We start from the raw sequence: 17,609 nt of genomic DNA, 5'->3' as shown, positions 1-17,609 counted from the left end.
GGATCTGCGGGAGCACCGCGTTGCGGGCGGCGTAGCGCCACAGCACGCGCCGGTTCGGCATCCCCTTCGCCTGGGCCACGGTGATGTAGTCCTCGTCGAGGACGGTGAGCATCATGTTGCGCATGCCGAGCACCCAGCCGCCGACCGACACGATCACGATGGTGAGCATCGGGAGCGCGCCGTGCGAGATCACCTGGCCGATGAAGTCGGCGTTCCAGCCCGGATCCACCCCCAGCTCGTAGGCGTGGCCGGCGGGGAACCAGCCGAGGGTGGTCGAGAAGATCGCGATGAAGATCAGGCCGACCCAGAAGTACGGCACGGTGCCCAGGAACGTGGTGATGGGGATGAAGACGTCGAGCCGTCCGCCGCGCCTCCACCCGATCACCGCGCCGAGGCTCGTTCCGACGAGGAACGAGATCACGGTGGCGAAGCCGACGAGCCCCAGCGTCCAGGGGAGGGCGGAGGCGATCGCGTCTCCCACCGGCGCCATTCCCGTGGAGATGGAGACGCCCAGGTTGCCGTGCAGGAGCATGTCCCAGTAGTTGACGTACTGCTGCCACAGCGGCACCGAGTGGTCGACGCCGAACATGATGCGCAGCGCCTTCTCGGCGTCGGGGGTCAGCTGTCCCTGGCTGCGGGCCATGTACGCGCTGACCGCGTCGCCCTTCATCAGCCGGGGGACGAAGAAGTTGATGGTGATGGCCGCCCAGAGGGTGAACGCGTAGAAGGCGACGCGGCCGCCGATGAATCGCCACGGGATGCGGCGGCCCTTCCGCTCGGCCCGGGTGGCCGTCGTCCCGACGAGCGTCGGGTCGACGCCCGCGGACGTTGTGGTCTCGGCGCTCACAGGGCACCTCCTGCAGTCGGTGCGGCCAGAGCCGCGAAATGCTTCTCGGGGTCGGGGGACGCGGCGCGGAGCTCGCGCGTGTAGGGGTCCTGCGGGCGCAGGATGACGTCGTCGGCGGGGCCGTGCTCGACGATCCTGCCCTGGTTGAGCACGATGATCTCGTCGCTGAAGTGGCGGGCGGTGGCGAGGTCGTGCGTGATGTAGAGCACGCCGAGACCGTCTTCGCGCTGCAGATCGGCGAGCAGGTTGAGGACCCCGACCCGCAGCGACACGTCGAGCATCGAGACGGGCTCGTCGGCCACCAGCAGTGCGGGGCGCGACGCGAGAGCGCGGGCGATGGCCACACGCTGGCGCTGACCTCCGGAGAGCTCGTGCGGGCGGCGGTCGATCACCGCGTCCGCGTCGAGCCGGACGCGGGTCAGCAGGCGCCGCACCTCGTCGTCGACCTCCCTGCCCGGGACGACTCTGTCGAGGCGGAGGGGACGTTCGATGTGATGGCGGATCGTGTGCGAGGGGTTCAGCGACGCGAACGGGTCCTGGAAGACCATCCGCAGCTGCTGGCGGTAGCGGCGCAGACGCTTGCCGCCGCGCGGGATGGGGGCACCGTCCAGCAGCACCTGCCCGCTGGTCGGGGTCTCCAGCTGCGTGAGGATCTTGGCGATCGTCGACTTGCCGCTGCCGGACTGCCCGACGAGCCCGACGGCCTGCCCGGAGCCCAGCGTGAAGCTGACGTCGTCGAGGGCCTTGAGCTGCCCCGAGCCGCGGACGTTGTAGATCTTGGTGATGTTCCTGAACTCGAGTGTCGTCATCGAACGACCACTCCCTTCTCGCCCGTCAGCCGCGGGAACGACTTCAGCAGCGTTCGCGTGTACTCGTGCTGCGGGTCGGTCCAGATCTGCTCGGCGGGTGCGAGCTCCACGATCTCGCCCTCGCGCATGATCGCGATCCGGTCGCTGATCTCCAGCAGCAGCGGGAGGTCGTGGGTGATGAAGACGACCGAGAAGCCGAAGTCGTGCCGGAGCTGCGAGATCTGCTTGAGGATCTCGCGCTGCACGAGCACGTCGAGCGCGGTGGTCGGCTCGTCCATGACCATCAGCTGCGGGCGCAGCGCGAGGGCCATGGCGATCATGACCCGCTGACGCATGCCGCCCGAGAGCTCGTGCGGGTACGAGCGCACGCGCTGCGCGCCGACCTTCACGATCTCGAGGAGCTCGATGACCGCCGCTCGTCGCTCGGAGCGGTTCATCTCGGGGCGGTGCACCCGGAACACGTCGTCGAGCTGCGAGCCGATGGTGGCCACCGGGTTGAGGGCGTTCATGGCGCCCTGGAAGACCATCGAGATCTTGTCCCACCGGAAGCGGCGCATCTGCTCCACGTCGAGGGCGTTGACGTCGATGTCGACGGCGCTCTCGTCGTGGAAGACCACGCTGCCGCTGGTGATCACGGCCGGCGGCTTGAGGAGGCGCTGCACGCCGTAGGCGAGGGTGGTCTTGCCGCACCCGCTCTCGCCGGCCAGGCCGACGATCTCGCCGCGCTTGATGTCGAGGGTGACGTTCTTGACCGCCGCGACGGGCGGATCCACGTCGTACACGACCGAGAAGTCGCGTACCGAGAGAAGGGAGTCTGTCATGAAGGCGTCGCTTTCGGTGCTGTCCGCGGATGGCCCGGGGTGGGCGCGGGGACGAAGCCCGCGCCCACCCCGGACGTACTGGTGACTTACTTGCCCGCGGGCTTCAGGTTCATGAGCACCTGAACGGCCGACGGCTGCGTCGGGTCGGCGGTCGCGTACTGGTCCTGCTCGCTGGGCCAGCCGACGAACTTCCGGGTGTTGTACTCGGCGAGCTGCGGGTGGGTTCCGATCGCGATGGCCGGCACGTCGTCCACGAAGATCTTCTGCAGCTTGTCGAGCGCGGTCTTGCGTGCGCTGTCGTCGGACGCCTGGGCGTACTCCTTGAGCAGCGCGGTCGCCTCCGGGTTGTTGTAGCGCCCGAAGTTGTCCGACACCTTGCCGTCGGCGGCCTGGTCGATGTAGCTGGAGTTCATGACGTCGTCGTAGATGTGCCACGGGTTCGAGCCGGAGCCGGTCCAGTGCAGGGCGGCGTCGAAGTTGCCGGAGGCCATGTTGGCGAACCAGGTGTCGGCATCCGGGGTGGCGACCTTCGCGTCGGCGCCCAGCGTGCTCTTGATCTGGGTCGCGGCCAGCTGGATGCCGGTGACGTAGTCGTTCCAGCCCTGCGGGTCCTGCAGGGTGAAGGAGACCGGGGTGCCCTTCGGGTCGATCAGGGCGCCGTCCTTCCAGGTGTAGCCGGCGTCGCTGAGGACCTTCTTGGCGCCGTCGACGTCGATCGTGAAGTTCTGGTCCTTGTACGCGTCGGCGATGTACTGGTCACCGGTCGGCTGCGGGATGCCCGTCACGTTCTTGAGCTCGGGACCGGCGTTGCTGCGGGCCTTCTCGGCGTGCGCCTTGCGGTCGACGACCATGTTGACGGCCTTGCGGAACGCGACGTCGTTGAACGGCGCCTTGGTGGTGTTGACCACGATCATGTCCGGGCTGAGGACGTTGGCGCCCCAGAACACGTTGTGCTTCGGGTCCTTGTCGACGTAGTTCTTCTGGTAGTCGGTGATGAAGATCTGCGCCCAGTCGGTCTCGCCGCTCTGGAGGGCGCGGAGCAGACCCGTGTTGTCGTTGTACTCCAGGTAGTTCAGCGTCCCGACCGGAACGGTGCCCTTCCAGTAGTCGGTGCGCGCCTTGAGCACGACGCCCTGCGACGAGAAGCTCTTGATCGTGTACGGGCCGGTGCCGACCGCGTTCTTGACCGCGTCCTTCGTCGGGTCGGCGATGTCCTTCCACTGGTGCTCGGGGACGATGGTGGTCCCCAGCACGTCGCCCTGCTTGACGAACTTCGACTCGCTGAAGTTCAGGACGACGTTGTCGCCGTCCTTCTTGGCGTCGGTCAGCTTGAGGCCGGCGAGGTCGAGAGCCGGGGTGTTCTTGATCAGGTTGAACGTGAAGACGATGTCGTCGGCGGTGAACGGCTTGCCGTCGCTCCACTTCACGCCCTTGCGCGGGGTGACGGTGAGCTGCGTGTAGTCGGAGTTCCACTCCACCTTGGATGCGAGCCACGGCGTGGTCTCGTTCTTGCCGACCGGGTTGACGATCGCGAGGGGCTCGTAGATCATCCGGTCGTAACCGAGCGACATGCCCGAGCCGGTGCTGATGAACGGGTTGTTGATCTGGGTCGCCAGGATGGCGGCGCCATCCGGCTTCGCCACGGTGAGCGACCCGCCGCTCGCGCCGCTCGCGCCCGACTTTCCGTCGGACGAGCAGCCGGTGAGCGCGAGCGCACCGATGGCCGCGATCGCGGACGCCGTGATCAAGTACTTCCTAAGCCTCATTGCTTCTCCTTCGTGGCGGGCACATCCGTTGTGCCCTGGTGCTGCGGAATGTCGGATGACGATAACTTGCTTACTGGTCAGAAAGCAACTTCGCTGGGCCGAGGTTACTGGGTGGTAAGCTCACTCGCAAGCACGACCTGCAGAAGCGACGACGGAGGCGCAGATGAGCGGCGGCAGCGCCAGTCCGCGCCCGGAAACCGAGCGCAAACGCACGGAGATCCTCCGTGCTGCGATCGAGACCTTCGGCACCAAGGGCTCCACGAACGGCACACTCGCCGACATCGCCGACCAGGTCGGCATGACCCACGCGGGCGTCCTCCACCACTTCGGATCGAAGAACAACCTGCTGCTCGAAGTGCTGGAGTTCCGCGACCGCGACGACGTCGCCCACCTCGCCGAACGCCACATCCCCGGCGGCCCCGCACTGTTCGCGCACCTGGTGGCGACCGCGCAGCGCAACGCACTGCGCCCGGGAATCGTGCAGGTGTTCACCGTGCTCTCCGCCGAGTCGGTCACCGAGGACCATCCCGCGACGGAGTACTTCCAGGAGCGCTACCGCAACCTCCGCGTGGAGATCGACGCCGCGTTCCGCGAGCTCTGCGCCCAGGAGGGCGTCACCGAGCCCGAGACGATCGACAAGGGCGCGGCCTCCATCCTCGCCGTCATGGACGGCCTCCAGCTGCAGTGGCTGCTCGACCCCACGTCGGTCGATCTCGCCGGGGCGAGCGAGTTCGCGATCGAGGCGATCGTCAACGGCGTGCTGAATCCCGGCCCGCAGCTGGGGTCGTACGTTCGGGGGGAGTGACCAGCTCCTCCGATCACTTCGGCCCGATCACCTCAGCCCGGCGTAGAGCGGCTCGAGTATCCGCGCGGCGGTGTCGCCGTCTGCCGCGGTGAGCGCGGGCAGTTCGAGGAAGTGCCGGGCGATGGTGACCCCGAGGATGGCCGCCACGATCAGTTCGGCGCGCAGTCGTGCGTCGTCCTGCCGGGACGCCGCGGCCAGCACCTCCGCCCTGTCTTCGAGGTACTCCCGCATCACGGCCGCGGCGTCGGGGGACGTCAGCATGGAGCGCATCAGGGCCCGGGTCGGCGCCGGCAGCTCCCGAAGCCGCACATCGAGAACCTCGGCGAGGTGCCGCGACACGTCGTCGTCGCGCAGGTCGTCGACCGGGCGCACGGCGAGCTCGAAGAGCGCCTGCTTGGAACCGTAGTGCTGCAGGACGAGCGACGGGTCGACACCGGCTCGCCGGGCGATTCCGCGGATCGTCGCGCCATCGACACCGCGGTCTCCGAACTCGTCCTGGGCGGCCCGCAGGATCTTCTCGGCCGTCGCTTCGCGGCGCTGCGCCCTCGTCGGCTGGCTCTCCATCCGTTCACTCTACAAGCGATGAGCGTATGCTGGGTTCACTCAACAAACGATGAGCGAAACTCTCCGAGGAGGAATCATGACCGATCCGACGCAGACGAACACCGGGCACGAGTCGGTGCTCGTGATCGGGGCATCCCGGGGACTCGGCGAGGCCGTCGTCGAGGAATACGCCCGCCGCGGGGCCCGCGTCGTCGGCACGGTGCGCGGCGACCGGCCCACACCGCTGCACGGTTTCGCGGCCGGCGCCGACGGCGACCGTGTGGAGATCGAGCACGTCGACATCGACGACCCTGCACAGCTCGACCGGCTCGCCGACCGGCTCTCCGGCCGGCGCTTCGACCTCCTGTTCGTCGTCGCCGGCATCTCGCTCGCCCCTCGGGAGCAGATCGCCGCCGACATCCCGACCCGCGATTTCGAGCGGATGATGCTGACCAACGTCCTCAGCGTGATCCGCACGGTCGAGCGATTGCAGCAGCTCGTCGCACCCGACGGGACGATCGCGGTCATGTCCTCCGGCCAGGGCAGCATCGCCGACAACCGGTCGGCGGGCTTCGAGGTGTACCGGGCGACCAAGTCTGCGCTCAACCAGCTGATGCGCAGCTACTCGGTGCGCCACGCGGACGACCGGCGCGCGCTCCTGCTGATGGCACCCGGCTGGGTCAAGACCGAGATGGGCGGTCCGGGAGCCCGGCTCGAGGTCGACGAGAGCATCCCGCCGCTCGTGGACACGGTCGAGGCCCAGCGCGGCACTCCCGGTCTGCGCTACCTCGACCGGCACGGGAAGACCATCCCGTGGTGACCCGCCGGTCGCCCGGCTGCCACCGGCTCACAGCGCTGGCGACCGGATGCGCCCGCGGCCACCTGTGAAAAGTATGTAGACAAGGCAGATTCTTACCTGGCTAGGGATATTGTCGTCAGCACACGGACCGGCCGCGGCGAAGGAGGGCGACGGTGAGCAAGCACGACGAGATGATGGCATTCGAGTACCACCGGAACGGCGGCGTCGACGTCCTCGAGCGACGCACCGGGCCGCTCCCCTCCCCCGGCCCGGGCGAGGTCCTGGTCGAGGTCATCACGGCGGGCGTCAACCACATCGACGGCTTCATCCGCAGCGGGCGTGAAGAGGCCTGGGCCGACGAACCGTTCCCACGCGGCTCGGGAAGCGACTTCGCCGGCATCGTCGTGGCCGGCGACGGCGACGGACGGTTCCGCCGGGGCGACGAGGTGATCGGGCACGTGCGGCAGGGCGCGCACGCGTCGCACATCGTGGTCCCCGTCGGCGCGCTCGTGCGCAAACCCGCGCGGGTGACGTGGGAGACGGCCGGCGGCCTCTTCCTCGCCGGCGTGACAGCTCTCGACACCCTGGACGACCTCCGCGTCGGGCCGGGCGACACCGTGGTGATCTCGGCCGCGGCCGGCGGAGTGGGCAGCATCGAGGCGCAGGTGGCGAAGCACCGGGGTGCCCGCGTGATCGGCACCTGCGGGGAGCGCAACTTCGACTATCTGCGCCAGCTCGGCATCCGTCCGGTCACCTACGGCGACGGGATCGAGGAGCGGATCCGGCAGCTGGCCCCGGAGGGCGTCACCGCCCTGATCGACAACTTCGGGCAGGATGGGCGCGCGCTGGCGGAAGCGCTCGAGGTCCCGCCGTCGCGCTACCGGTCGAGCGCCGACCGACGCGAGACGGAACTGCGCCTGCTGCAGGACGACCCGGAGTCGGTCGCCCACGCCACAGCGCAGCTGGAACGCCTGGCCCAGCTCGCCGACGAGCGCGCGTTCACCCTGCTCATCTCCGGGTACTACCCGCTCACCGAGATCGGCTCCGCGTACGACGACCTCCAGCATCTGCATTCGCGCGGCAAGATCGTCCTGGGCACGCATCCGGTGACGACCTACCGGACCCTCAAGGCGCGCGACATCCACGAGGCGCGCGACTGACGCCGGCGCCCCCGCAGTTCAGGTGCGGGTCGGCGACGCCGACCCGGGCTGCCGCCATTGGTTCGCCCGCCGGTTCTCGTGCGCTTCGGTCACGATGGTCTCGATCCGGCGCTCGCGGGTGGCGTCGGTTTTGGCGGACAGCAGCCATTCGAGGATGGCTCGGCGGGCCGACCGCGGAAAGGCGTCCCAGTTGGCACGCGCTACCGGATCGCGGCTCAGGGCGGAACGCAGCTCCTCCGGTTCGGCGAGCTCTTCGACACGATCGAGCGCCGTCCAACCGCCACTGGCCACAGCGGCCTCCACGACAGCCTCGCCTTCGGCGGTCATCAGCCCGCGTTCGCGCAGCGCGGCGATCCGCTCCTTGTTGCGGCGGGACCAGTTGCTCCGCGGATTGCGGGGCGTGAGCCGGAGCATGGCATGCTCGTCGTCCAGGCGGCGCGGGAGGCTGTCCACCCACCCGACGCACAGCGCCTCCTCCACGATGTCGTCGTAGCCGAGTGTGCGGGCTTCGCCCTTCGCGTAGACCACCCAGACGCCCGCGGAGGTGCCGGCGTTCAGCGCCAGCCACTCCCGCAACGCGGCCCGGTCGGTCGCGGCGAACCGCTCGAGCTCGGCCATCACGGCGGCTCCCTCCTCGTCCGCGACCAGGTTAGATCACACGCTCAGCCGAGTGAAGAACCACGTGAGCACCGAACGCCCGTACCTCCCGAGTGCGCACGCGACCAACGCGACGTCGTCGGCGGTGTGCAGCTGCCGCGTGCGGGGACTACCGTTGGACGATGACCACGACCGGAGGCCCGCGCAGCGAGGCAGACACCGACGACGCCATGACCTTCTCCGATCTGGGCCTCGACGACGCCGTGGTCAGAGCCTTGAAGGACGTCGGCTACGAGACGCCGTCGGCGATCCAGGCTGCGACGATCCCCCTGCTCCTGGAGGGTCGCGACGTGGTCGGGCTCGCCCAGACAGGAACGGGTAAGACGGCCGCCTTCGCCCTCCCGATCCTGTCGCGGCTCGACCTGACCCAGAAGACGCCTCAGGCTCTCGTCCTCGCGCCGACCCGCGAGCTGGCTCTGCAGGTGGCGGAGGCGTTCGAGAGCTACGCGGCGCACCTGAAGGGCGTGCACCTGCTCCCGGTCTACGGCGGCCAGGGTTACGGCGTGCAGCTCTCAGCGCTGCGGCGGGGGGTGCACATCGTCGTCGGCACACCGGGGCGCATCATGGACCACCTCGAGAAAGGCACTCTCGACCTCTCCCAGCTCAAGTACCTCGTGCTCGACGAAGCCGACGAGATGCTCAAGATGGGGTTCGCGGAGGATGTGGAGACCATCCTCGCCGACACCCCGGACGACAAGCAGGTCGCCTTGTTCTCGGCGACGATGCCGGCGCAGATACGCCGCATCTCGAAGAAGTACCTCCACGAAGCCGAAGAGGTCACGGTCAAGACCAGGACCACCACCTCGGCGAACACGACGCAGCGCTATCTCGTGGTCTCGTACCCGCAGAAGGTCGACGCCCTGACGCGCATCCTCGAGGTGGAGAACTTCGAGGGCATGATCATCTTCGTCCGCACCAAGAACGAGACCGAGACGCTCGCGGAACGGCTCCGCGCCCGCGGCTACTCCGCGGCGGCGATCAACGGCGACGTCGCCCAGGCCCAGCGCGAGCGCACGGTCGACCAGCTGAAGTCCGGCAGACTCGACATCCTGGTGGCCACGGATGTGGCCGCACGCGGCCTCGACGTCGAACGCATCAGCCATGTGGTCAACTTCGACATCCCGATCGACACCGAATCGTATGTGCACCGCATCGGCCGCACCGGGCGCGCCGGTCGCAGCGGTGCCGCGATCAGTTTCATCACCCCGCGCGAACGCCGCCTGCTCACCGCCATCGAGAAGGCCACCCGTCAGCCGCTCACCCCGATGCAGCTGCCGAGCATCGAGGACGTCAACGTCACCCGGCTCGCCCGCTTCGACGACGCGATCACCGAGGCGCTCGCCCAGGAGGAGCGCATCGCGCGCTTCCGCGACATCATCGCGCACTACGTGGAGCACCACGACGTGCCAGAAGCCGACGTGGCAGCGGCCCTCGCCGTCGTGGCGCAGGGTGACGAGCCTCTGCTCCTCAGCGAAGACGATGCCCTCGCGCGCCGTGTCGACCGCGACTCCCGCACCGACGACCGTCCCGGTCGCTCCGACCGGCGAGACGAGCGGTCGCCGCGCCGCGAGCGCACCGACAAGCCGATGGCGCCATACCGCATCGAGGTGGGCAAGCGGCACAAGGTGGAGCCGCGCCAGATCGTCGGAGCCCTGGCCAACGAGGGAGGCCTGAGTCGCGACGACTTCGGGCACATCCGCATCATGCCGGAGTTCTCGATCGTGGAGCTGCCCGCCGACCTCCCCGCCGAGACGTTCGCCCGGCTCTCGGGCACGCGGATCAGCGGCAAGCTGATCGAGCTCCGGCCCGACCGCGGCGCGCGCCCGCGCCGCGACGACCGTGCGCCGCGCAAACCGCGGCGCCGGTGAGGCCCGACCACCCACAGCGCGTCGGGGTACCGCTGCCGGACGCGATCCCGCGAGCGGGTGGCATCCGGCCTAGGGCGCGATCGCCTCGAGTTCGACGGTGACCACGTCGCCGATGTTCATCGGCGGCAGCGGCAGTCCGATTGTCCGCAACACGGAGCCGCCGACCGTCGGCGGGACGCTCAGCCAGGGCGGGAGGACGTCGGTGACGAAGCGCCTGGTCGTCGCGAACCGCAGCACCGTGACCCGGTAGCCGGCGTCGTCATCCAGGCCGTCCATCCGGAACGGGGCCGGCAGTGCGGTCCGTACGGTGTCGACGCAGAACGCCTGGAACACGGCCCGCCGGCGGCCCGTGTCGACGATCCCGATCGTCTCGACGTTGCCGTCGACGGAGTCGACCCGAACCGTTGTGCCTGTCGCGATGACACCGCGCACATTCTTGTACCAGCGGATCCATTCGGCGATCGTGGCGAGGTCGTCCTCCGAAGCAGCGCCGAGATCCCATTCGATCCCGGCGGAGGCGAGAGCGGCCGTGGCCAGCCGCGACTCCAGCGCGGTCTGGCGGCGCGTGATGTGCGCGACCGGTGCGCCCACATGCGAGCCGATCAACTCGGGCGGCACGAGGACGGACGTCCAGCGCTGGATGCGATGGCGGTCGACGGGGTCGTTGGTGTCGCTCGCCCACACCCGGCCCGCGTACCGCAGCACACCGAAGTCGACGCGACCGCCGCCGGAGGAGCAGGACTCGATGACGACGTCCGGGTGGCGCTGACGCAGCTCCGCCATCAGGCGATAGGTCGCCAGCACCTGACGATGCGGCGATCCGGCGAGCTGGTCGCGGTTCTGATCCCACTTCACGAAACGGATGGGATACTCCCGCAGCAGTTCGTCGAGCTGCGCGAGCACCTCTGCGTGGGCCTCGGGGTGGTCGAGGTCGAGGACATGCTGGTGCCGCCACGCGATGGGCAGGTCGCCGTTCCGGTCGGTGAGCAGCCACTCGGGATGGCGGCGCGCGAGCTGCGAGTCGAGGCTCACCATCTCCGGCTCGATCCACAGCCCGAACTCCATTCCCAACCCGGTCACGGCTTCGGCCATCGGGCCCAGGCCGCGCGGCCAGCGCTCGCCGTCGACGGTCCAGTCGCCGAGGGCGCGCTTGTCGTCGACCCGCCCCTCCATCCAGCCGTCGTCGAGCACGAACCGCTCGACGCCGACGCTCGCGGCGCGCTCGGCCAGCCGCGTCAGGGTGTCCAGGTCGTGGTCGAAGTAGACGGCCTCCCACGTGTTGAGGACGACCAAGGGCTCCCGGTCGCTCCGGCCGAAGCCGCGCGCCACCGCGTGGAAGCGCTCCGATACTCCGTCCAGTCCGTGAGCGGAGTGGGCGGCGAACACCGTCGGCGTCGTGTACGACTCGCCCGGGCCCAGACGCACCTCGCCCGGCTGCAGCAGCTCGCCGGCCTGGAGCATCCGATGCCCGGTGGAGGTCGCTTCGGCGGAGACGTCCGAGTCGCCGCTGAACCCGAGGTGGACGGCCCAGACGTCGCCGTCCCGGAACCCGAACCCCGGGGTCCCTGCTGCCAGCACGATCGGAGCGTCGTGTCCGGTGCGACCATGGCGCCCCTGCCGCACCCACGCGCCCTGGTCGAGAGCTCGCCGCTGCGGCTGCCGCTCCCCCGCCCAGCGACCTCCGGTGTCCAGCACCTCGGTCGCGTGCGCCGGCACAGGGAGGCTGACCGCGAGGGCCCCGAGCTCCCAGACCGAGTCGCCTTCGTTGCGGAGGGTCATCGCCGCCTGCACCACGCCCGCGGGATCGACGCGGAGGTCGACCGCGATCCGCAAGCCGAGCCGGTCGTCCACGGCATGCACCGTGAGCGCCGCATCGTCGAGCTCCTCGACCGCACTGTGTCGGAAGGCGGGCGTGGCGGTCCCGTGGCTGTCCGACCCCGCGACGCCGGGGCGGCCGGTCCAGCCGTCCGCGCGCACCGGCACGAGCGTCGGCTGCAACGGGAGGTCGATGGAGCTCGGCGGCACGGCCGGGACGAGGGTGTCGGCGAGCGCTTCGACATCGGCGACAGCGCCGAGGTCGGCCCCCCAGTGCAGGATGCGCGGCAGAGCGGAACCGCGGGCGTCGAGGAGGACCTCGACGCCCGCGGCGCGCAGCCGGAACACGCGGCTGATAGCGGTTATCCCTTCACGGGGATCGACTGCGCCTTGAGCGCGTCGATCGTCTTCTGCTGCCCGGTCTTCAGAGCATCGAGCAGCGTGCCGCTGCCGCTCAGCGCTGCACCGAAACCGTCGGACACGTCCGTGTAGGTCTGGGTCATGGTCGGGCCCCAGGTGAAGTTGGGGTCGACCTGGCCGGACGCCTGCTTGAACACGTCGTAGATCTTCTGTCCGCCGTAGAAGGCCTGGCCGGAGGAGAAGGCGGGGAGGTCGGCGCCGGCTTTCGCCGCCGGGTAGAGGCCGCCGAGCTTGTTCTCCAGTGCGAGAGCCTCGGGATCCGTGTTCAGCCACATCGCGAACTTGGCCGCTTCGTAGGGGTGCTTCGAGCCCTTGAGCACAGCCGTGGACGAACCGCCCCAGTCGCCGGCCTTGGTGTCGCCGGCCGACCACTGCGGCATCGGCGCGACCGCCCACTTGCCCGCCGTGTTCGGCGCGCCAGTCTCGAGCGTGGAGGCGCCCCAGACCGCGGAGACCCAGGTCCACTGCTGGCCGTCGTCGAACGACTTGTTCCAGTCGTCCGAGAACGACGCGAGCTTCGACACCTCGCCGGCGTCGATCAGCTTCTGCCAGTAGTCGGCGACCTGCGTGGACTTGTCGTCGGTGAGGTTCACCGTCCACTGGTTGCCGTCGTTCTTGAACCACTGGCCGCCGGCCTGCCACACCATGCCCGCGAACCAGTTGACGTCGGTCTTCGGGAAGTTGGTGATGTAGGCGCCCTTCGCCTTGATCAGCGCCGCGTCCTTGGCGTACTCGTCCCAGGTCGTCGGCACTGGGATGCCCGCCGCCTGGAACAGGTCCTTGCGGTAGAACAGGGCGATCGGGCCGGTGTCCTGCGGGATCGCGTAGACCGCGTTCTTCTCGCCGAAGGTGACCTGGTTCCAGGTCCAGTCGACGAAGTCGTTCTTGGCGTCGGCCACCGGCTTGCAGTCGGCGATGTTGACGAGGCCGTCCTGAACGCGGAAGTTCGGGAGCGCGTCGTACTCGACCTGGCCGAGGTCGGGCGCATTGCCCGCCTTGATCTGGTTGAAGAAGTTCTGATACGTGCCGCTGTTTCCCGAGGGGCCGGTCTGGAACTTGACCTGGATGTCCGGGTTCCTGCTGTTCCACAGGTCGACGACCTTGTCCATGCCGGGAACCCAGGTGGTGAAGGTCAGGTCGACCTTGCCGGAGGACGGCTTGCAGCCGGCGGAGGCAGCGCTCGTGCTGCTGCTCGAAGACTGGCCGCTGCAGGCGGTCAGGGCGAGCGCGGCGGCTGCGACGACGGCAGCCACGACGATCCTGGATCGTTGCTTCATTCTTGTGTCCTTCGTTGGAGGGGAATGTGTGGGGTTACTTGACGCTGCCCGCCGCCAGGCCGCCGGACCAGAACCGCTGGAGGCTCAGGAAGGCGATGACGAGGGGGACGATCGAGACGAAGGCACCGACGATCACCAGTGATCGCAGTTCGGGTGCCTGGCCGATCGCACTGTTCCAGGCGTAGAGACCGAGGGTCACCGGGAACAGGGCCTGATCCCGCAGCATGATCAGCGGCAGGAAGAAGTTGTTCCAGATCGCGACGAACTGGAACAGGAACATGGTCACCAGCGCGGGCGACATCAGCCGCACGGACACGGTGAAGAAGGTGCGCACCTCGCCGGAGCCGTCGAGGCGGGCCGCTTCGAGCAGTTCGTCGGGAACGCTCGAAGCCGCGAAGATCCGCGCCAGGTAGACGCCGAAGGGGCTGACGATGCTGGGCAGGAACACCGACCAGTAGGTGTTCGTGAGCTGCACCTGGGAGAAGATCAGGAACAGCGGGAGCGCGAGGGCTGTCGCCGGGACGAGCACCCCGGCGAGGACGGTGTTGAACAGCACCTCCCGGCCGCGGAACCGGTACTTGGCCAGCGCGTAGCCGCACATGCCCGCGATCAGCGTGCCCAGGAAGGCGCCGACGCCCGCGTAGAGGACGCTGTTGATCAGCCAGTGCACGTAGACGCCGGAGTCGTACGTGAACAGGGTGCCGAGGTTGGCCACAAAAGTGGAGAAGCCGTTCGGCGTGAACCACAGCGCGGCGGTGGTGGTGAATTCGGCGCGGGTCTTGGTGGAGGACACCAGGAGCCACCACACCGGGATCAGGAAGTAGAAGGTGAAGACGGCCATGACCAGCATGGCGCCTGTGCGCGAGACGATGCTCTCGCGGCCGGCTCCGCGCGGAGCGGCGTCGCCGCGCTTGATGCGCCGGGTCGCGGCGGTGATGGTGGTCATGCGAACGCCCTCCGTTGGGTGAGCTTGAGGAACACGAACGAGAGCACGAACGTGAACAGGGCCAGGACGACCGACATGGCTGCTGCCAGGCTGTAGTTCGGGATCGACGCCGTCGTGTAGACCGCGAGGTTCGGTGTGTAGGTGCTGTTGATCGCGGTGGAGAAGCTGCGCAGCGTCTGCGGCTCGGCGAGGAGCTGGAGGGTGCCGATGATCGAGAACACCGCGGTGAGGATGATCGCCGGCATGACCAGGGGGATCTTGATCCGGATGGCGACCTGCCAGTTGTTCGCGCCGTCGAGCTTCGCCGCCTCGTAGATCTCCTGCGGAATGGCCAGGAGCGATGAGTAGATGATGAGCATGTTGTAGCCGACGTAGACCCACGTCACGATGTTCGCGATCGACCAGAGCACCAGGTCGGCGCCCAGGAAGTTCACGTTCTGGGTCAGTGCGGTGAACGGGGAGAGCGAGGGCGAGTACAGGAACCCCCACATGATCGCGGCGATGACGCCCGGAACGGCGTAGGGCGCGAAGAACGCGAGCCGGAAGAACTTCTTGCCGCGCAACAGCGGGGAGTCCAGCAGGAGCGCGAAGACCAGAGCGAGCAGCAGCATGACCGGTACCTGCACGACACCGAACACGAGCACCCTGCCGACCGAGGTCCAGAAGGCGGTGTCCTGGAAGACCTGGACGTACTGGGTGAGGCCGCCGAAGACCTGCGTGGCCGGCCCGAAGGTTCCCTGCCGTTGCACCGTCAGCAGCGACTGGTAGATCGCATAGCCGATCGGCACCGCGTAGAACAGGGCGTAGAGCACCCCGAACGGTGCGACGAAGATCAGCACCGCCCGCCAGAGGCTCAGCCGGCGCCGGCCCGTGCGGCCGTTCGCGGGACCCGCGGCGCGCGTGGTGCGTGTCGCGCGTGGAGACGTCGTCGTCATCGGTCTTTCCTCACTCTCCCAGCGCTGTCTTCAGGACGCGGACCGCGCCCGCAGGCAGTTCCATACCGTCCACAGCGACACCGGTCACCAGCTCGAGCCCGGCGGCCGCGACGAACTGCGGATCGTCGGTGTGGTTGATGAAGAAGCGGTAGTCGGCGTCGGCGCCCCGACGGAGCACCGTCTCGATCCCCGGCGCGTGCCCGGTCGGGGGTTCGACACCGGCCTCCGCCGCCGCCCTGCGGAGCAACGCGCTCAGCTTCGGCTTCTCGAGGGTGGTCCCGACGTACCAGGCGACGCCGCTGCCGAAGGCGTTCCGGGTGATCGCGGGAGAACCGGGCAGCGGACCGTTCCGGAAGGAGGCGATCACCTCGGCGCCGCGGGGCTGGATCCGCTCGCTCCACACCGAGGCCGTCGCGCCGTCGTCGAGGACGACCGCGGCATCGGTCGCCAGCGGGAGGAACTCGTCGATCCGCAGTCCCAGGAGGTCGGTGAACGCTCCCGGGTACCCGCCGAGCCGGACGCGGTCGTCCTCGTCGACGATCCCGGAGAAGTAGGTGACGACAGCGGTTCCGCCTGCCGCGACGAAGTCGGTGATGACCTGCGCCTCCGCGTCCCTGACCAGGTAGAGCGAGGGCACGACCGCCACTCGGTAACCCGACAGGTCGGCGCCGGGACGGACGACGTCGACCGTGATGCCCGCCTCCCACAGCGCGCGGTAGATCGCGTGGACCTGCTCGAGGTAGCGCACCTCCTGCGACGGATGCGAGTCGAGGTCGGTGGCCCACCACGCCTCCCAGCTGAAGACCAGTGCGACCTCGGCGATCACGCGGCTCCCGACCAGTTCGCGCAGCGATCCGAGAGTGCGGCTGAGATCGAGGACCTCGCGCCAGGTGGTGCTGTCGGTGCCGGCGTGCGGGAGGAGGGCGGAATGGAACTTCTCCGTGCCCTGCGCGGAAGCGCGCCACTGGAAGAAGCAGATCCCGTCGGCGCCCCGCGCCACGTGGGCGAGGCTGTTGCGCAGCAGCTCCCCCGGCACCTTGGCGATATTGCGCGGCTGCCAGTTGACTGCCCCTGTGGCCTGTTCCATCAGCAGCCAGGGAGCCCCGTCCGCGAGTCCGCGCGTCGCGTCGGCCGCGAACGACAGCTCCTGGTGCGGGTCGGGCAGGCGGTGATCGAGGTAGTGGTCGTTGGCGATCAGGTCCATGTGCGGCGCCCACGTCCAGTAGTCCTGCGTGCGGATGTGGGCCGTGACCATGAAGTTGGTCGTCACCGGCACGTCGCTCAGGCGGCGCAGCACGCGCTCCTCGACGCGGTAGCACTCCAGCACTTCGTCCGAGCTGAACCGGGCGAAGTCGAGCGCCTGCGCCGGGTTGCCCGCAGAGAGGGTACGGCGCGGAGGCAGGATCTCCTCCCACGCGCCGTAGCGCTGACTCCAGAAGGCGGTCCCCCACGCCCGGTTGACCGCGTCGACCGTTTCGTACTTGGCCCGCAGCCAGTCCCGGAAGGCGGCGGCCGAGACGTCGCAGTAGCAGTGCGCGTTGTGGCAGCCCAGTTCGTTCGAGACGTGCCAGAGCCGCACGGCAGGGTGCGACCCGTACCGCGTCGCGACCTCAGTTGCGAGCCGCTCCGCCGCCGCGCGGAAGACAGGTGAGCTCGGGCAGTACGCCTGGCGGCCTCCGGGCCACGCGCGCACACCGTCGGCGTCGACGGGAAGGATCTCGGGGTGGAGGGTGCTCAGCCAAGGCGGCGGGGAGGCCGTGCCCGTTCCCAGGTTCACGCCGATGCCTGCGGCGTGGAGCATCGCGATGATCGTGTCGAGATCGGAGAAGTCGAAGGTGTCGGGGCCGGGCTGGATCCGGGCCCACCCGAAGACGTTGATCGCCACCAGGGTCACGCCGGCTTCGCGCATCAGACGGATGTCCTCCGCCCAGACCGCGGCGTCCCACTGCTCCGGGTTGTAGTCGCAGCCGAACGCGAGCCGCGCTCCCGCCTCGGGCGCCGTCGTCAGCGCCGCCAGGGCGGACTCGACCGTGCTGATGGACGACACGCTGACCTCCTCGTCATACTTCTGTGAACGTTCCCAGACCCTCCGCAACTGAACGAATCGAGACGATCTGGGAACGTGCACAGACTAAGCCCCG

Annotated in this window: 15 protein-coding genes; 4 read left to right on the top strand and 11 right to left on the bottom strand. The window is 68.9% G+C overall.

The window, feature by feature from the left end; translation table 11 throughout:
* From Q0Q23_RS11470 to Q0Q23_RS11455, 4 genes are all read right to left on the bottom strand, one after another.
* Positions 1 to 847, bottom strand: an 847-nt coding sequence (locus Q0Q23_RS11470) for an ABC transporter permease (protein WP_295123502.1), incomplete at its 3' end; no start/stop codon positions are given.
* Positions 844 to 1,656, bottom strand: coding sequence for an ABC transporter ATP-binding protein (locus Q0Q23_RS11465; protein WP_295123499.1), 813 nt, complete (start codon positions 1,654 to 1,656; stop codon positions 844 to 846). The genes Q0Q23_RS11470 and Q0Q23_RS11465, both read right to left, overlap by 4 nt.
* The gene (locus tag Q0Q23_RS11460; RefSeq protein ID WP_295123496.1) at positions 1,653 to 2,477 is read right to left on the bottom strand and encodes an ABC transporter ATP-binding protein; all 825 of its coding nucleotides are present in this window, start codon (positions 2,475 to 2,477) and stop codon (positions 1,653 to 1,655) included. Before Q0Q23_RS11460 ends, Q0Q23_RS11465 begins: the two co-directional genes overlap by 4 nt.
* Positions 2,478 to 2,563: 86 nt before the next feature.
* Positions 2,564 to 4,243, bottom strand: coding sequence for an ABC transporter substrate-binding protein (locus Q0Q23_RS11455; RefSeq protein WP_295123493.1), 1,680 nt, complete (start codon positions 4,241 to 4,243; stop codon positions 2,564 to 2,566).
* A gap of 163 nt (positions 4,244 to 4,406) precedes the next feature.
* On the opposite strand from Q0Q23_RS11455, the gene Q0Q23_RS11450 reads away from it, so the two are divergent.
* Positions 4,407 to 5,048: a TetR/AcrR family transcriptional regulator gene (locus Q0Q23_RS11450; RefSeq protein ID WP_295123490.1), complete on the top strand. Its 642-nt coding sequence runs from the start codon at positions 4,407 to 4,409 to the stop codon at positions 5,046 to 5,048.
* Between the two features lie 27 nt (positions 5,049 to 5,075).
* Here Q0Q23_RS11450 and Q0Q23_RS11445 read toward each other — a convergent pair whose 3' ends face one another.
* Positions 5,076 to 5,612 carry a TetR/AcrR family transcriptional regulator gene (locus Q0Q23_RS11445; protein ID WP_295123487.1) on the bottom strand — a complete coding sequence of 179 codons (537 nt, stop codon included), beginning with the start codon at positions 5,610 to 5,612 and terminating at the stop codon, positions 5,076 to 5,078.
* Positions 5,613 to 5,688: 76 nt separating this feature from the next.
* Here Q0Q23_RS11445 and Q0Q23_RS11440 point away from each other — a divergent pair, with 76 nt between their 5' ends.
* Complete coding sequence (locus Q0Q23_RS11440) at positions 5,689 to 6,411, top strand: SDR family NAD(P)-dependent oxidoreductase (protein ID WP_295123484.1); 723 nt, start codon at positions 5,689 to 5,691, stop codon at positions 6,409 to 6,411.
* 152 nt (positions 6,412 to 6,563) lie between these two features.
* Entirely contained in the window at positions 6,564 to 7,550 is a 987-nt protein-coding gene (locus Q0Q23_RS11435) for an NADP-dependent oxidoreductase (protein WP_295123481.1), read from the top strand.
* Between the two features lie 18 nt (positions 7,551 to 7,568).
* Here Q0Q23_RS11435 and Q0Q23_RS11430 read toward each other — a convergent pair whose 3' ends face one another.
* Positions 7,569 to 8,168, bottom strand: coding sequence for a YdeI family protein (locus tag Q0Q23_RS11430; protein ID WP_295123512.1), 600 nt, complete (start codon positions 8,166 to 8,168; stop codon positions 7,569 to 7,571).
* A 161-nt stretch (positions 8,169 to 8,329) separates the two neighbouring features.
* Between Q0Q23_RS11430 and Q0Q23_RS11425 the strand changes: the two genes are divergently transcribed.
* A complete protein-coding gene (locus Q0Q23_RS11425; protein ID WP_295123478.1) occupies positions 8,330 to 10,075 on the top strand; it encodes a DEAD/DEAH box helicase in 1,746 nt (581 codons plus the stop codon).
* A gap of 69 nt (positions 10,076 to 10,144) precedes the next feature.
* Here the strand turns inward: Q0Q23_RS11425 and Q0Q23_RS11420 are convergent, their stop codons facing one another.
* From Q0Q23_RS11420 to Q0Q23_RS11400, 5 genes are read right to left on the bottom strand one after another with little or no spacing between them, the layout of a single operon-like run.
* Complete coding sequence (locus Q0Q23_RS11420; RefSeq protein WP_295123475.1) at positions 10,145 to 12,238, bottom strand: alpha-galactosidase; 2,094 nt, start codon at positions 12,236 to 12,238, stop codon at positions 10,145 to 10,147.
* A gap of 14 nt (positions 12,239 to 12,252) precedes the next feature.
* Entirely contained in the window at positions 12,253 to 13,587 is a 1,335-nt protein-coding gene (locus tag Q0Q23_RS11415) for an ABC transporter substrate-binding protein (RefSeq protein WP_295123470.1), read from the bottom strand.
* A gap of 34 nt (positions 13,588 to 13,621) precedes the next feature.
* Positions 13,622 to 14,533, bottom strand: coding sequence for a carbohydrate ABC transporter permease (locus Q0Q23_RS11410; RefSeq protein WP_295123467.1), 912 nt, complete (start codon positions 14,531 to 14,533; stop codon positions 13,622 to 13,624).
* On the bottom strand, positions 14,530 to 15,468 hold the full coding sequence (locus Q0Q23_RS11405; RefSeq protein WP_295123463.1) for a carbohydrate ABC transporter permease: 939 nt from the start codon (positions 15,466 to 15,468) through the stop codon (positions 14,530 to 14,532). The genes Q0Q23_RS11410 and Q0Q23_RS11405 overlap by 4 nt, the downstream gene beginning before the upstream one ends.
* 10 nt (positions 15,469 to 15,478) lie before the next feature.
* Positions 15,479 to 17,506, bottom strand: coding sequence for a beta-galactosidase (locus Q0Q23_RS11400; RefSeq protein ID WP_295123508.1), 2,028 nt, complete (start codon positions 17,504 to 17,506; stop codon positions 15,479 to 15,481).
* Between the last annotated feature and the right edge of the window lie 103 nt (positions 17,507 to 17,609).

The organism is uncultured Leifsonia sp. (genome assembly GCF_945957465.1).
Taxonomy (GTDB): domain Bacteria; phylum Actinomycetota; class Actinomycetes; order Actinomycetales; family Microbacteriaceae; genus Leifsonia.
The sequence above is the reverse complement of the archived record's forward strand: the minus strand, read 5'-3'. Positions and strand labels throughout refer to the sequence as shown.

What these genes read in the sequence shown, in the direction of transcription:
- Q0Q23_RS11465 (WP_295123499.1), bottom strand. Translation starts at nt 1,656, where the DNA reads ATGACGACACTCGAGTTCAGGAACATCACCAAGATCTACAACGTCCGC.
- Q0Q23_RS11460 (WP_295123496.1), bottom strand. Translation starts at nt 2,477, where the DNA reads ATGACAGACTCCCTTCTCTCGGTACGCGACTTCTCGGTCGTGTACGAC.
- Q0Q23_RS11455 (WP_295123493.1), bottom strand. Translation starts at nt 4,243, where the DNA reads ATGAGGCTTAGGAAGTACTTGATCACGGCGTCCGCGATCGCGGCCATC.
- Q0Q23_RS11450 (WP_295123490.1), top strand. Translation starts at nt 4,407, where the DNA reads ATGAGCGGCGGCAGCGCCAGTCCGCGCCCGGAAACCGAGCGCAAACGC.
- Q0Q23_RS11445 (WP_295123487.1), bottom strand. Translation starts at nt 5,612, where the DNA reads ATGGAGAGCCAGCCGACGAGGGCGCAGCGCCGCGAAGCGACGGCCGAG.
- Q0Q23_RS11440 (WP_295123484.1), top strand. Translation starts at nt 5,689, where the DNA reads ATGACCGATCCGACGCAGACGAACACCGGGCACGAGTCGGTGCTCGTG.
- Q0Q23_RS11430 (WP_295123512.1), bottom strand. Translation starts at nt 8,168, where the DNA reads ATGGCCGAGCTCGAGCGGTTCGCCGCGACCGACCGGGCCGCGTTGCGG.
- Q0Q23_RS11425 (WP_295123478.1), top strand. Translation starts at nt 8,330, where the DNA reads ATGACCACGACCGGAGGCCCGCGCAGCGAGGCAGACACCGACGACGCC.
- Q0Q23_RS11415 (WP_295123470.1), bottom strand. Translation starts at nt 13,587, where the DNA reads ATGAAGCAACGATCCAGGATCGTCGTGGCTGCCGTCGTCGCAGCCGCC.
- Q0Q23_RS11410 (WP_295123467.1), bottom strand. Translation starts at nt 14,533, where the DNA reads ATGACCACCATCACCGCCGCGACCCGGCGCATCAAGCGCGGCGACGCC.
- Q0Q23_RS11405 (WP_295123463.1), bottom strand. Translation starts at nt 15,468, where the DNA reads ATGACGACGACGTCTCCACGCGCGACACGCACCACGCGCGCCGCGGGT.